Annotated in this window: 14 protein-coding genes, 1 riboswitch and 1 other annotated feature; of the genes, 4 read left to right on the top strand and 10 right to left on the bottom strand. The window is 43.4% G+C overall.

What is annotated here, in order from left to right; all coding sequences use genetic code 11:
* Positions 1–16: 16 nt before the first annotated feature.
* From hisH to HOP38_RS05030, 6 genes are all read right to left on the bottom strand, one after another.
* The gene (hisH, locus tag HOP38_RS05055; protein ID WP_006074112.1) at positions 17–640 is read right to left on the bottom strand and encodes an imidazole glycerol phosphate synthase subunit HisH; all 624 of its coding nucleotides are present in this window, start codon (positions 638–640) and stop codon (positions 17–19) included.
* Positions 640–1713 carry a bifunctional histidinol-phosphatase/imidazoleglycerol-phosphate dehydratase HisB gene (gene hisB, locus HOP38_RS05050; protein ID WP_006074110.1) on the bottom strand — a complete coding sequence of 358 codons (1074 nt, stop codon included), beginning with the start codon at positions 1711–1713 and terminating at the stop codon, positions 640–642. Before hisB ends, hisH begins: the two co-directional genes overlap by 1 nt.
* A 28-nt stretch (positions 1714–1741) precedes the next feature.
* Complete coding sequence (hisC, locus tag HOP38_RS05045; protein ID WP_006074108.1) at positions 1742–2794, bottom strand: histidinol-phosphate transaminase; 1053 nt, start codon at positions 2792–2794, stop codon at positions 1742–1744.
* Complete coding sequence (hisD, locus tag HOP38_RS05040; RefSeq protein WP_198557572.1) at positions 2794–4092, bottom strand: histidinol dehydrogenase; 1299 nt, start codon at positions 4090–4092, stop codon at positions 2794–2796. The genes hisC and hisD overlap by 1 nt, the downstream gene beginning before the upstream one ends.
* A 4-nt stretch (positions 4093–4096) precedes the next feature.
* The gene (gene hisG / locus HOP38_RS05035; RefSeq protein ID WP_006074105.1) at positions 4097–4993 is read right to left on the bottom strand and encodes an ATP phosphoribosyltransferase; all 897 of its coding nucleotides are present in this window, start codon (positions 4991–4993) and stop codon (positions 4097–4099) included.
* A 40-nt stretch (positions 4994–5033) separates the two neighbouring features.
* Positions 5034–5170: a sequence feature (His leader region), on the bottom strand.
* A 226-nt stretch (positions 5171–5396) separates the two neighbouring features.
* On the bottom strand, positions 5397–6998 hold the full coding sequence (locus HOP38_RS05030; protein WP_006074104.1) for a Na+/H+ antiporter NhaC family protein: 1602 nt from the start codon (positions 6996–6998) through the stop codon (positions 5397–5399).
* A gap of 113 nt (positions 6999–7111) precedes the next feature.
* Positions 7112–7295, bottom strand: a riboswitch (Lysine riboswitch).
* A 542-nt stretch (positions 7296–7837) separates the two neighbouring features.
* On the opposite strand from HOP38_RS05030, the gene HOP38_RS05025 reads away from it, so the two are divergent.
* Positions 7838–8245 carry an H-NS family histone-like protein gene (locus HOP38_RS05025; protein WP_038222895.1) on the top strand — a complete coding sequence of 136 codons (408 nt, stop codon included), beginning with the start codon at positions 7838–7840 and terminating at the stop codon, positions 8243–8245.
* Positions 8246–8298: 53 nt separating this feature from the next.
* On the opposite strand, the gene HOP38_RS05020 is transcribed toward HOP38_RS05025, so the two are convergent.
* Positions 8299–9603, bottom strand: a complete 1305-nt coding sequence (locus HOP38_RS05020) for an inosine/guanosine kinase (RefSeq protein WP_006074101.1) — start codon at positions 9601–9603, stop codon at positions 8299–8301.
* Between the two features lie 241 nt (positions 9604–9844).
* Here HOP38_RS05020 and mnmA point away from each other — a divergent pair, with 241 nt between their 5' ends.
* From mnmA to purB, 3 genes are all read left to right on the top strand, one after another.
* Positions 9845–10954: a tRNA 2-thiouridine(34) synthase MnmA gene (gene mnmA, locus HOP38_RS05015; RefSeq protein ID WP_038230055.1), complete on the top strand. Its 1110-nt coding sequence runs from the start codon at positions 9845–9847 to the stop codon at positions 10952–10954.
* Positions 10955–10986: 32 nt separating this feature from the next.
* The gene (hflD, locus tag HOP38_RS05010) at positions 10987–11604 is read left to right on the top strand and encodes a high frequency lysogenization protein HflD (protein ID WP_006074097.1); all 618 of its coding nucleotides are present in this window, start codon (positions 10987–10989) and stop codon (positions 11602–11604) included.
* A 142-nt stretch (positions 11605–11746) separates the two neighbouring features.
* The gene (purB, locus tag HOP38_RS05005) at positions 11747–13117 is read left to right on the top strand and encodes an adenylosuccinate lyase (RefSeq protein WP_006074095.1); all 1371 of its coding nucleotides are present in this window, start codon (positions 11747–11749) and stop codon (positions 13115–13117) included.
* 89 nt (positions 13118–13206) lie between these two features.
* On the opposite strand, the gene HOP38_RS05000 is transcribed toward purB, so the two are convergent.
* From HOP38_RS05000 to HOP38_RS04990, 3 genes are read right to left on the bottom strand one after another with little or no spacing between them, the layout of a single operon-like run.
* Positions 13207–13731 (bottom strand): DUF3833 domain-containing protein, encoded by a 525-nt coding sequence (locus HOP38_RS05000; RefSeq protein WP_006074093.1) that lies wholly within the window; start codon positions 13729–13731, stop codon positions 13207–13209.
* Positions 13728–14285, bottom strand: coding sequence for a chalcone isomerase family protein (locus tag HOP38_RS04995; RefSeq protein ID WP_006074091.1), 558 nt, complete (start codon positions 14283–14285; stop codon positions 13728–13730). The genes HOP38_RS05000 and HOP38_RS04995 overlap by 4 nt, the downstream gene beginning before the upstream one ends.
* Positions 14275–14790: a DUF2878 domain-containing protein gene (locus HOP38_RS04990; protein ID WP_006074088.1), complete on the bottom strand. Its 516-nt coding sequence runs from the start codon at positions 14788–14790 to the stop codon at positions 14275–14277. Before HOP38_RS04990 ends, HOP38_RS04995 begins: the two co-directional genes overlap by 11 nt.
* Between the last annotated feature and the right edge of the window lie 16 nt (positions 14791–14806).

Raw genomic sequence — 14806 nt, 5'->3', positions numbered from 1 at the left:
TCTTGTTAGTCAGGAATTACACTAACTCTAGGAAGTTTTGAATCAGTTTTGAGCCTGCTTTGGACGAGCGCTCTGGGTGAAACTGTACGCCGTAGTAGTTACCACTTTGTATCGCAGCACTAAACGGTTTGCCATACTCGCATTCAGCAATGGTGTAGTCGCCGACGGGCATCCCAAAACTGTGCACGAAATAGAAGTATTCACCCTCTTCAATCCCTTGAAACAGCGGATTGCCAGCCACAGCCTTCACGGTATTCCACCCCATATGAGGAAGAGGTAAGTCTCCTGTTTCAAGACGTTTTACTTCACCTTCACAAAGGCCCAAACATTCAACAAGCTCGTCCGCCTTTTGGCCTTTCTCTTGTGAAAGCTTGCCCAACAACTGCATACCCAAGCAAATACCAAGTACTGGTTTCTCAACCTGCTTGACCAGTTCGATAAGATCGCGCTCTTGAAGGTTTTTCATCGCTTCACTTGCCGTACCTACACCTGGCAGAAACAGCTTGTCAGCACCCAGAACCACTTGAGGCTCCTTAGAAATAACAACATCGTAGCCAAGACGCTGAATAGCAAACTTTACTGACGAGACGTTAGCACAACCGGTATCAATAATGACTACATTCTGTTTGCTGCTGGCCATTACAAGACTCCCTTACTACTTGGTAACTCGTTACCCTCTACCTTAATGGCTTGACGCAGTGTACGGCCGAAGGCCTTAAACAAACTCTCAATGATGTGATGATCATTATCGCCAGAAGAAGATAAGTGAAGTGTACATGCGAGCGTGTCAGTCAAAGATCGGAAGAAGTGAACGACCATTTCTGTAGACAAGTCCCCCACCTGCTCACGAGAGAACTTGGCATCAAATTTAAGATATGGGCGACCAGATAGATCTAAGGCACATTGCGCCAAGCACTCATCCATTGGCAAGCTAAAGCCAAATCGACCGATACCGCGCTTATCACCCAGCGCTTCTTTCAAAGCTTGCCCAAGAGCCAAAGCGGTATCTTCAATAGTGTGGTGGTCATCAATGTGCAGATCGCCATCCACAATGCACTTCATCTGGAAACCGCCATGAGTGGCAATTTGATCAAGCATGTGGTCGAAAAAGCCCATGCCAGTTGAGATTTCATTACCACCCGCTTCATCAAGGTTTACAAATACCTTGATATCCGTTTCTTTGGTAGTACGAATTACTTCCGCTGTACGTGCTTTTACCGTTAAGTCTTTTAAGATTCTTGGCCAACCCATGGTCTCCGGATTGTACTGAATTCCACGAATCGCCATATTTTCAGCTAGCTGAAGATCAGTTTGTCGGTCACCAATCACAGCAGAGGTTTTGAAATCCACTTTGCCACTTTGAAGATACTCTTTAACCAAACCAAGTTTTGGTTTACGGCATGAACAGTTGTCTTCATCAAAGTGCGGGCAAATTAAAACATCATCAAATTTAACGCCTTGAGACTCAAAGATTTCCATCATCATATTATGAGGAGCGTCAAAGTCTTCCTGAGGATAGCTAGCAGTACCTAAACCGTCTTGGTTAGTCACCATCACAAGGCGGTACCCTGCGTCTTGCAGAGCCAATAAACTTGGAATAACAAACGGCTCGAGTTTGAGTTTATCCAAACGGTCAACTTGAAAATCCACTGGAGGCTCAACAATTAACGTACCATCACGGTCTATAAATAATATTTTCTGTTGGTTGCTCACTTTATAAATCCTTTTCTTGATGGCTAGCTTATGCCGCTGTTTGTTCTAGTTGATTGCGAATAAATGACAATGTCTTCTCACATTCGTCACGATTACCAACACTGATTCTTACGCAGTTTTCAATCGGTGAATTTCTAAGAATAATTCCCGTATTCCACGCTGCTTTAAATAGCTCATCGCCATTAGCAAATTCAACGAGTAGATAATTACCCCAACCTTCATATACGGTAACACCTGGTAAGGTCGATAAACCTGCTTGCAGGTAGGCACGATTGGCATTGAGATCCAGCACCTGGAACTTAGCGCGCGCTAACCCTTGTTCCGATAAGGCTTGCACCGCGATTTCCGCGACAGGGATTGGTACCGGATATGGTGCAATCACTTTAAGCAGTACGTTGATTAGCTCTTCATTGGCAAGTGTAAATCCGCAACGAAGACCAGCCAAAGCGAAGGCTTTTGATAATGTACGTAAGATGGCTAAGTTCGGATATTGGGCCAACAAATCAACGGTTGACGCTTCCGGACAAAAGTCGATATACGCTTCATCCATGACAACAATAGCTTTATCTTTGGTCATCTCCAATAAAGCGATAATGTCTTCACGCTTAACCAAGTTACCCGTTGGGTTGTTTGGGCTACAAACGAACAGTACTTTGACGCCATCTAAATTGGCTTCAATTTCCGGCAGATTGAGTTGCCAATCAGAAGTCAAGGGTACCGTTTTACGGTTAACACCAATGGTTTCAGCACTGATGGCGTACATGCCATAGGTCGGCGGACAGAATAAGATGCTATCTTCACCCGGCTCACAAAAAGCACGAATAAGTAATTCAATGCCTTCGTCAGCACCACGAGAAGTCAGTGTTTGTTCTGGTTTGACACCAGCATATGCCGCATAGGCTTCGATTAGCGCTTTAGGCTGACATTCGCTGTAGCGATTAAGACGTGCAAAGTCTGTTTTATATTCATTATTAAATGGTGATTCATTAGCATTGAGCCAAATATCACCGCTACCGCCAATACGTCGTGCTGACATATATGGCGTTAGCTGTTGAACTTGTTTACGAGCGAGCTTTTCCATTAGTTACTCTCCTGCGCAAGCTTCTCGACACGAATGGTCACGGCACGTTTGTGCGCATCCAGCCCTTCTGCCTCAGCCATAGTGACAACCGTCGGAGCCAGATTTCGTAACCCATCGGCAGTTAATTCTTGTACCGTCATTCGCTTCGAAAAGTCAGCTAAGCCCAAGCTTGAATAAGTACGAGTGTAGCCATAAGTCGGCAGTACGTGGTTAGTACCTGAAGCGTAATCGCCCGCAGACTCTGGTGACCAATCGCCCAAGAAGATAGAACCTGCGTTATCAAGTAGCGGTAACAGTTCACGTGGTGCTTTAGTCTGAACAATCAAGTGCTCAGGGCCATAGTAGTTTGAAATAGACACACACTGAGTGATCGACTCAGCGATAATAATGAGACTTGAGCCTAATGCTTGCTGCGCGATATCAGCACGCGACAGTTGCTTAAGCTGTTTATTCACCGCCTCTGTTACTTGGTCTGCAATCACTGGAGATGGAGTGACAAGCACTACTTGAGAGTCTGGGCCATGTTCAGCTTGGCTTAGTAGATCGGCCGCGACAAAATCGGCATCTGCCGTTTCATCAGCAATAACCAACACTTCAGATGGGCCAGCGGGCATATCGATCGCTGCTCCACGGAAATCATTACTCACTTGACGCTTGGCTTCGGTAACATAGGCATTGCCCGGACCGAAGATCTTATCTACTTTTGAAACGCTCTCTGTGCCATACGCCATCGCCGCTACGGCTTGACCACCACCAACGTTATATACTTCATCGATTTTACATAGCTTGGCAACATAAAGGATTTCATCCGCAATAGGCGGTGGGGAACATAATACCACCTTACGACAACCAGCAATCTGAGCTGGAACCCCTAGCATAAGCACGGTTGATGGTAATGGTGCGCTACCGCCCGGAATATACAGTCCAACCGTATTTATAGGACGAGTCACTTGTTCACAGACAACGCCTGGTTGAGTTTCTACTCGCAGTAGTTCCGGACGCTGAGCTTTGTGAAACTTAGCGATATTAGAATACGCTTGCTCCAGCGCTTGTTTCATTGTTTCAGAGAGACGCGATGATGCAGCTTCAATCTCTTCGTTAGAGACTCGAATTGAGTCAGGTCGAACTTGATCAAACTTTTCTGTAAGATCTAGCAGCGCTTTATCACCTTCGCTACGTACTTGCTCGATAACCGCCGATACCGCAGAAGTAATATTTGCGCCTTCAGTAATCGCAGGACGCTCAAGAATAGACTCTTGTTGCGACTGACTTAATGATTGCCAAACTACAGTTCTCATGGCCTTACCCCATCATTTTCTCAATCGGAAGCACAAGAATAGAACTCGCTCCAAGTTCTTTCAGCTGTTCCATAGTTTCCCAGAACAAGTTCTCTGTACTAACTAGGTGAACCGCCACACGCTCTTTATCCGAAGATAGAGGTAATACTGTCGGATCTTCTGCACCCGGTAAAAGCGCTTTGATTTGCTCAAGTTTTGCGACTGGTGCGTGCAGCATAATGTATTTAGACTCTTTCGCTTGCTGAACGCCTTGCATACGAGTTAGTAGCTTCTCTATAAGTGCCTCTTTATCGGCATCAAACTCGCCTTTGCGCTGAATCAGCGTTGCTTTAGAACGGAAGATAACTTCTGCTTCTTTTAATCCGTTGGCTTCCAATGTCGCCCCTGTAGAAACAAGGTCGGCAATAGCGTCCGCTAAACCAGCTCGCGGCGCGACCTCGACCGACCCTGTAAGCATACAAGTACTGAAGTCTACACCTTGCTCATCCATATAAGCTTTCAGTAATTGTGGGTAAGTGGTCGCTATTCGTTTGCCTGCTAGATCTTGCGGGCCGTTGTACGTTTCATCTTTGTCGATGGCGATAGATAAACGACAACCACCGAAATCAAGACGGCGAAGCGTTACGAACTCATTTGGTTCACCAAGTGCTTTGCGATCTAAGCGAACTTCTTCTAGCTCATTCTCACCAATAAAGCCAAGATCGACGACACCATCCATGATCAAACCAGGGATATCGTCATCACGTACCAACAGTAGATCGATTGGCATATTTAACGAGTGAACAACAAGACGCTCACCCATTACGTTGAACTTAACTCCGCATTTTTTTAGTAGGTCTTGGCTTTCTCTGCTAAGACGACCTTTCTTTTGTATTGCGATTCTTAGGCGTTGTGTTTGCATTGCTGTATCCCTGTACAAGATATTGATTTTAAATTATAAAACGAAAAAACCCTCGGGAGCTTTGGTCTCCCGAGGGTTTAATTCTTTAAATCTTAAATCGAACCTCCGAGAGTTTTACCTATCTCTCGGGTATGCGTTCATCTCCCGAAAGATTAAGCTGGGTGATGATGGTGATGATGAATGTTCATATCAAAATTTAGCATACTTATGTTTAGGTCCTTTGTGTCTGTACCTTCACACTAACGAAGCTCATTATGATTTTCAACCACTATTTTACAGATCAGCGAATTTTTTTTCGTACTCGCCAACAAGTATGATTTGTTATTACGAATAACGGCAAAAGTAGGCCAAAAGACATAAAAAAAGGAGCCTTGGTAGGCTCCTTGATATTAAAGCAATTTATTTACGCATTCGCTTCTTTAGCCATTCTTGCTTTAGATAGAGCAGAAAGAATGAAACAGACAAGTATAAACGTCACTGTTGCAGCACCGAATGACAGTGCTACCGACGTTGTCATACCCAATGTAATAAAGCCGATACAAGAAACAAATGCCACTGACAATGCATATGGCAACTGCGTAGACACGTGGTCAATATGGTTGCAGCGTGCACCTGTCGATGACAAGATGGTCGTATCTGAGATTGGTGAACAGTGATCACCAAATACTGAACCCGCTAATACCGCACCAAGCATTGGAAGCATCATTGCGATATCCGTTGCACCCGCCATATCACCTGCGATTGGTAACATAATTCCGAATGTACCCCATGATGTACCGGTCGAAAATGCCATAAGACCAGAAAGCATGAACAGAATAACTGGTAGCCAATGGACATCAATATTACCTTGTACAGTTGACGATAGGTAAGCGCCTGTTTTCATGTCGCCAATGACAGAACCGATAGACCATGCAAAGAACAGAATCAAGATTGCGCCGAACATCGACTTAGCACCAATCCACATGGTTGTTGCAATATCAGCCGCAGAAAGCTTCTGTTTCACGACGGTATAGACCGCTGTTAATAAACCAGCAGAACCACCGTAAATTAAAGAAGTACCAACATCCGTATTCTCAAATGCACCAAGAACATTAAATGCAACGCCATCTGCCGCCAGAGCTTGACCACCAGTAAAGATCATCGCTGCTACCATCGCTCCTATAAGGACAACAATAGGTAGAATCAGATCTGAAACTGAACCAAAGTCGCTTTCTTTAATATCCAACTCTTCATTCAGTTCATGAGCTTCAGCAGAATCGTTCTCTTTATCTTTGTCAAAACCAAGACCTTGTTTTGCACGAAGCTCATGCTTACGCATTGGGCCGACATCTAATTGGAACCAAGCAACAGCGAACACCATTAATAGTGCAAATACTGCGTAAAAGTTCATTGGAATTAGGCGAACATACGCGCCAATCGCTGAGTATTCAGTAATACCATGTGAGATAAGAATACCGCTGACGATAGTCATAATGTATGCACCCCAGCTCGAAGCTGGCATAAGCACACACATAGGAGCAGCCGTTGAATCTAGAATATAAGCAAGCTTAGCGCGCGATACGTAAAAGCGGTCAGTAACAGGACGAGAAATCGCGCCAACTGCTAAGCTATTGAAGTAATCATCAACAAAAATGAACACACCAAGGAATGCAGCAAGAAGCTTTGAGCCACGTTTACTTTTCACGCGTGCTTGTGCCCATTCAGCAAACGCTTTGGTACCACCTGACAACGTTAATAACGCCGTCATCATACCGAGTAGCAATAGGAAGCCAACGATACTCATGTTCCAGGTGTTTAGACCACCATCTTCAATAACAACGCCAGATACTGTGTCATAGACATAGCCTGCAGCATTCATTACCGAGTAATCGTTGAGTAGAAAAGCGCCTAATACAATACCTACACCTAGGGAAAGCAAAACGCGACGTGTGATAATCGCCAAACTCAAAGCTACGATCGGCGGTAGCAGTGATAATGGTGACGAAGCAAAATCGATTAAATTCATGATCTTCAAAAACCAGTTTTAATTATGGTTAGAGATCTACTGCAGACATGCGTATCTATAAGTTCATACGCAAACGTTGAACTAAGCGAAAGGGAAGTGAACACTTCTCCCAACCCTACAGTAGCGCTCCATAGTTTAACAATATAATAGACTATGGCAGTGTTGTTCGTTTCGGATACAACCCCAGCGAGAGTGCTTGATATTCAACTCTCACTTCGGCGACAGCGCCTTTTTTTGTCGTTCATTGGCATCACCCCAACGACAAGGACTTTTCGCAGTCGCGCCTCTACATCAAAAGAAAAATCATTCACTACTATGCGTTAGCATGTTGAAAGAATGTTCTTACTTTTGCATTAGGTGGACGTCATTGTACTTACCAAAGCATCAATTGCAACATGAATGTTGCTACCACCTTGTAAACAGTGTTGCAGTTTAGTTATAGCACAGGGTTCAAATCACCCATTAACTACTCAGAGATAAACATTTTTTGAACGACCATCACTGACAACTTAATTTTATAGAAGTTCATTTATATCGAACTCAATCAATTTCGTAATACTTACAAATAAACTATATGTCTAACTAACCACACTTAGTACAATATGCAACAAAATCCACTCAAAGTCCGACTTTTGTGTAGTTCATACTAAGGTTTAGTAATTATTAATGTTCTAATTTCACCTGCTATATACACCACTATGTATTTCTATCGTCGTCTATTATCAGGTTTTTGTAAGAATTATTATATTTCTTCTCTTATCCACTAAGAAAATATTGTCAATTCAATATTTGCTGTTTATTATTAATCCGAACCAAATAATAATCTCATGGGAACTGTCATGTCTGAATTAACCAAAACTCTACTAAATATTCGTAGCCTACGTGCATTTGCTCGTGAGCTAACTTTAGAACAACTAGAAGAAGCACTAGAAAAACTGACTACTGTTGTTGGTGAAAGACAAGAAGCGGAAGCAGAAGAAAGAGCAGCGAAAGAAGCGCGCGAAGCTAAATTAAGCGAGTACGCTCAAATGATTGCTCAAGACGGTATTGACGTTGAAGATCTTATCGCTGCGCTATCTGGTGAATCTAAAGGTAAAGCGAAGAGTAAACGTGCTCCTCGTCCAGCAAAATACAAATATGTAGACGCTAGTGGCGCTGAAAAGACTTGGACTGGTCAAGGTCGTACGCCTTCTGCAATCCAAACTGCTCTAGATGCAGGTAAATCTCTAGAAGAATTCGAAATCTAATATCTTTAAGTAATATTAGATTTATAAAAAAAGCGCCTTTCGGCGCTTTTTTATTATCGTTCCCAATATGCCTCTTCAAGGCTATCTTCTTTCTCTGGCAGACCGCGAGAAAGACGTGGAGAATGTTGAACCAGCACTTCATAGCTTGCTCGATTTGAGTATTTACATACTTGTGAGAAAGAAGAGTAAGTAAGGTATGGGTGTTGGTGCTTACTTGAGTTTGGCACATTTTCTTTATGGTATTTATTCGCTGCCATATCGTGCAGTAATGCAGATAAAGCTGCGTCGCCCGCACCATTGGTATTCTTGATTTTTTCTGGCCCACCCATATAAGGTGCAATATGTGAATAAACTTTTGTAGGATTTTCACATGCAGATTTTATAGCAGGTCGGCTAAATTCATATCGGTTAAATTCAGCAATACACCCTGGTAATAATGGTAACGAAGTTTCTCTTTTGGCAGCATCCTCTGTATAACCAGCCATAAATAAACCGATTGGTCCAGCAGTACATAAAACAAGATCAACCCAATCGAGTGCTTTATCCGCAGCAGCCAATGGATCTTTTTCACCTGTTAATGCTTCAGCTTCATCCTCATTCATAGCGACAACCGAAACATGCTGTTTCAAAAAGTCTTGCCAATATTCCGGATCATCTTGAATAACGAAGCGAGTTCCCAATGTTAATACCACAGGTACGTCGTATTTCTTCGCATATTCTATTGCCTGCATGGTTGCTTCCGGCATTGGGTCGCCATCTTTGCAACGAACTAAATAGGCTGTTAATACCAACGCTGAGGCTTTCTTAAAAATTTTCTCAGGAATACTCTCAGCACGAAGTTGATTCATTTGACCTTCGCTAATTGCAAAAGTTCGCTCGCCGTCTTCAGTAATTAACGTAAAACAACGTCCAATGGCACCATCAACGCCTTGTAAATAGTTTAAGTCCATACGGCTAGAAGTATTACATAGATATCGATAGCCATAACTACCGATTCGGATATCAGCACTCATTACACCTAACAATACCGATTTGTCATCTGCCAACACGGAAAAGTTATGTAATGTATTCCCTATTGTGCCCCCAGCAAATTCATTGGTAATTAGCTCTTGCTCTTTCAATTCGTTATACAGATTTTCAGCTGCTTGGTCATCAATAACCAAAGAGTGCCCTTTGCTCAGTCCAAATTTCTCAATAACACTACTATCCACGCGCGCTTCTATATCAACTAGTGTTTGGTCAATACCGATAATATGGGTTCTCGACATTTTTTTGCTAGTTTGAGATTGGCTGACTAATGGGTCACGAGCGTGAACCGGAAAGTAATGCTTCGATTTTCTTTGGCCGGGGAATTTCATAAGGATATCTTCGTAACAGGAATGTAAGGGCGACAATTCTAACTCTGTATAGTTTACCTCGGCAACATAGGCAACCTTAGCAAACGTTTACGCTACAATTTTTTTTATCACTGACCTTGTTTTTCACTCTATTTGTACAAACATTTATGCTCCTAGAAAGTGTGATTTAGTTCGCGGATCTGTATTGCGCCTTCGGTTTCTGCTAGAATCTGCGTCCAATTGATATAGGTGGTATTTTAACATGTCTGATAACAGCCAAAAGAAAGTGATTGTCGGTATGTCCGGCGGTGTAGACTCCTCTGTTTCTGCCTACCTTCTGAAACAGCAAGGCTACCAAGTAGAAGGCCTGTTCATGAAGAACTGGGAAGAAGATGATAATGAGGAATATTGTACTGCAGCGGAAGATTTAGCCGACGCACAAGCGGTCTGTGATAAGTTAGGTATCCACCTACATACGATCAACTTTGCAGCAGAATACTGGGATAATGTATTCGAGTATTTCTTAGCAGAATACAAAGCAGGTCGTACACCAAACCCAGATATTCTTTGTAACAAAGAAATCAAATTCAAGGCATTTTTAGAATTTGCAGACGAAGTTCTCGATGCGGACTATATTGCTATGGGTCACTACGTTAGCCGTACCTTCCCTGAAAACGGTGAAAAGCCGCAAATGCTTCGCGGTTTAGACAGCAACAAAGACCAGAGTTACTTCCTTTATACATTAAGTCACGACCAGGTGGCTCGCAGCTTGTTCCCTGTAGGTGAGTTAGAAAAACCAGAAGTGCGTCGCATTGCTGAAGAGCAAGGCTTAATTACCGCGAAGAAAAAGGACTCGACAGGTATTTGTTTTATTGGTGAGCGCAAATTTACAGACTTCTTGTCTCGCTATTTGCCAGCACAACCGGGTAAAATTGAAACACCGGAAGGTAAAGTCATTGGTGAACACCAAGGTCTGATGTACCACACATTGGGTCAACGTAAAGGGTTACATATTGGGGGCCAAAAAGGTGGCGGCGGTAATGAAGATCCATGGTATGTTGCTGAAAAAGATCTTGAACGTAATGTATTGATTGCGGTTCAAGGTGCTGATCATCCATTACTTAAATCAAACGGACTGCGTGCATCTCAACTTCATTGGGTGAGTCGCGAAGCGATTAAAGAACCAATGCAATGCACAGTGAAAACGCGCTACCGTCAACAAGATATCCCTTGTACGATTATCCCAATTGACGATGACAACATTAAGGTTATCTTTGATGAACCACAAGTAGCTGTCACTCCGGGACAGTCTGCTGTCTTCTATAGCGACAATGTTTGCTTGGGCGGCGGCATCATCGAAGAGCGTATCTAACATTTATTCGTTTATTATCTTAGGAGAGCTACGTGGCTAATACACTTTATGACCGTACAATAGCATTTGCAGGAATTTGCCAAGCCGTTGCCCTTGTTCAACGAGTTGCTAAAGACGGTTACTGTGATTCAGACGCGTTCGAAACTTCTATCAAAGCTATTACCAATATGAACCCATCCAGTACGTTAGATGTATTTGGTGTTGAATCCGACCTTAAAGTTGGACTCGAGTGTTTGGTAAAAGGCATTGATAGCACACCAAGCGGAAGTGAGATTACTCGTTACATCATCAGCTTAATGGCACTAGAGCGCAAACTAAATGGGCGTAATGATGCCATGTCTCAACTTGGTGACAGATTACAAATGGTCAGTCGTCAACTTGAGCACTATGAGCTTCTTGACGAGCAGATGATCAGTAATTTAGCTAGCGTGTATTTAGATGTTATTAGTCCGATTGGTCCTAGAATTCAAGTCACAGGCACTCCGGCAGTACTTCAACAAACCGGCACCCAGCAAAAGGTGCGCGCGCTTCTATTGTCAGGTATCCGCAGTGCAGTGCTTTGGCGACAGGTAGGTGGCAAACGACGCCACCTCGTGTTTGGTCGTAAGAAAATGATCGAACAAGCTCAGATTCTACTCGCTAGAATGTAATCATCGACTCGCGACCTTGTCGCGAGTTATTTTTTCCTACCAAAATAAATTTAGCGCAAACGTTTGCGCAATATTCGTGACAAATGCCGCAGTTATTGGTATAAAGCTCACGAAATTTAGAAACCCAATTCAGGAGAACATCATGGAACTGTCAGCATTGACTGCTGTTTCACCAGTAGACGGCCGTTACGGTAGTAAGACAACTGCACTTCGCAGCATCTTTAGTGAGTTTGGCCTACTAAAGTACCGCTCTATCGTTGAAATTCGTTGGTTGCAAAAACTAGCAGCAACGGATGCGATCAAAGAAGTTCCAGCATTCAGTGTCGAAGCTAACCAGTTTCTTGATGAGCTAGCCGCTAACTTTAGCGAAGAAGATGCGGCGCGTATTAAAGAGATCGAGCGTACTACTAACCACGATGTAAAAGCGGTTGAGTACTTCCTAAAAGAGAAAGTCGCTAGCGTTCCTGAACTGCACGCAGTAAACGAGTTCATCCACTTTGCATGTACTTCTGAAGATATCAACAACACGTCTCATGCTCTTATGCTTAAAGAAGCACGCGATACTGTGGTTCTTCCTGAGATCCGCAATATCATCGATGCGATCAGCAAACTAGCTGAAGAGTACCGTGACATTCCTTTGCTTTCACGTACCCACGGCCAACCTGCCTCACCTACTACTATGGGTAAAGAGATGGCAAACGTTGCTTACCGTATGGAGCGTCAATACAAGCAAATCGAAGCTGTAGAGATCCTAGGTAAGATTAATGGTGCGGTTGGTAACTACAACGCTCACCTATCTGCTTACCCAGAGCTAGACTGGCACAAGTTCAGCGAAGAGTTCATCACTGAGTCTCTTGGCGTAACTTGGAACCCATACACAACTCAGATCGAACCGCACGACTACATCGCCGAGCTATTCGATGCGATTGCACGTTTCAACACGATTCTAATCGACTTTGACCGTGACGTATGGGGTTACATCGCTCTAGGTCACTTCAAGCAAAAAACTATCGCTGGTGAAATCGGTTCTTCAACGATGCCACACAAAGTTAACCCAATCGACTTTGAAAACTCAGAAGGTAACCTAGGTCTAGCAAATGCTGTATTTGCTCATCTAGCACAAAAACTACCTATCTCTCGCTGGCAGCGTGACCTAACAGATTCAACGGTTCTTCGTAACCTAGGTGTTGGCTGTGGCTACGCTATCATTGCTTACACTTCAACGCTTAAGGGTATCAGCAAACTAGAAGTGAACCGTGAAGCGCTTCTTGCTGAGCTAGACAAAAACTGGGAAGTACTTGCAGAGCCAGTACAAACCGTTATGCGTCGTTACGGTATCGAAAAGCCTTATGAGAAACTAAAAGAGTTAACTCGTGGTAAACGTGTAGATGGCGAAGCAATGCGCAGCTTCATCGATGGCTTGGAATTGCCAGAAGAAGAGAAAGCACGCTTGAAGTTAATGACTCCAGCTAACTACATCGGTCAAGCAATTGAGCTCACCGATAAGCTGTAATTATTAATCAGTACATAAACTCAAAAAGGCTGCTTATTTTGCAGCCTTTTTTGTGGATATCATCAACGATAAATGTTCTAGATCACCTCCTACTGTTTTTGGAAAAACAGTGTGATCTTTCCTACTTCGATACCAAACTTTCGGATGCTCGTTAGGTTAAAAACGTGTTTATCATCTTGTCGATACAACCAATCATCGAAAGCCACAGTATAGGTTGAGCCATCAACCTTGAGTTCGAAGTCGTACTGCCATTGTAAAGCGTTACCCTCTTCCTTGCCTGTTGCCGCGCCAATGATATCGTCGGCCACCCCACGATAAGAACCATCTTGGAGCTTCTCAATGGTCCAAATCCTTTGGTCAATTTCCCCGTCATCAAAAACGAAGTCTTCAACCAGGACAAGCTTGTTGTCCTGCACTGTGCCGACAATAGTGACGTCAAAACGTCGGTTCTGTTTATTGGTATAGTCTTGAACCATTCCCCAAGCTTTTGTCTCTCCTTCAAAGTACCCGAACAAGTCAAATCTAGGTTCACTGTTTTTATAATCTGACAGGTCTGCACTACATGCACCTAACATGAGTACAAGAGGCAGTATAAGCCAACGAAATAACGTCATCTATTCATCCCTATAAGTTGGGCTCTAAGTTTCGGATACTGGCTATTTGGAGCTAGCCAAATACCAAGGAAGCCATCGTTCAACGACTCATCATCAATAGACCCTACGAGCTGCAGCGGCTTCTGATTCGTAAGATAATAGAACTTGCCCGATGTCCCATCACTGACATAAATGAGCTGCTGTCCATCTGATACACTCGGAAAAATATCGTATAACTTGGCAATCCATTGATTTCTTGTCACTTTATCGACACCCATTTTTTGCCATTGGTCAAGCGTCGCATCTAAAAGTTGTTGTCGACTGATGTCTCTTTGATACTGAATTCTTAATGCTATGGGATGGGGAGAAACGTCTTCTGACACTTCGTAAATGCCTTGAGGTGCAAGCAATTGGGAACGATAAACGTCAAAGAACAACCAACTGAGTTGCGCCTCCCCAACGACTTGCCACTGGCCCCACGCTTGATAACTGACGGGGGAATCTTTGGAGGCGACTGCGTTATGAGAACTCAGTAACAAGCTCAGTAAGGTCGCCAAAATTATCCTATGTCTCATGAGTCCACTTTCTCTCGTTTGGTCTTGGATATCGCACGATTAAGTAAACGATTAAGACCCATTCAATAAAAAGGATTCCGAGAGTGACCAGCATCGAATACTGCGTAGTTACAGCTCCAAGCTTAAAACCCGCCAAGTAACTAATCGCTCCACCGAATCCACCAATTATTGATACGAGGAGAATTGGGTAAGACGTCAAAAAAGTTTTCAAATAAAACGCATACCAAGAGAAAATTAACCAAAGCGCCATAAGCCATACCGGCAAAACATGAGTGTCGAACACAAGTAGACTAGCGAACATGTTCAGACTATCAATAACTAGGCCAGCGACAACCAACAGCGACAGTTGCAATAAACGAAGGTTTAGCATTCGATACGAAACCAAAATGGTCACAATACTCAATGTCAACGCTAGCCACTGAAACCTTGTTTGACCAATGACTGACAGTAACCAGATCACCTGAAACCAACTACTGATAATGAGAAGTTTCCACCCTGGTGACATATTGTGACCTCCATTA

The organism is Vibrio mediterranei (assembly GCF_013364395.1).
In the GTDB taxonomy this organism is placed as follows: Bacteria; Pseudomonadota; Gammaproteobacteria; order Enterobacterales; family Vibrionaceae; genus Vibrio; species Vibrio mediterranei.
The sequence above is the reverse complement of the archived record's forward strand: the minus strand, read 5'-3'. Positions and strand labels throughout refer to the sequence as shown.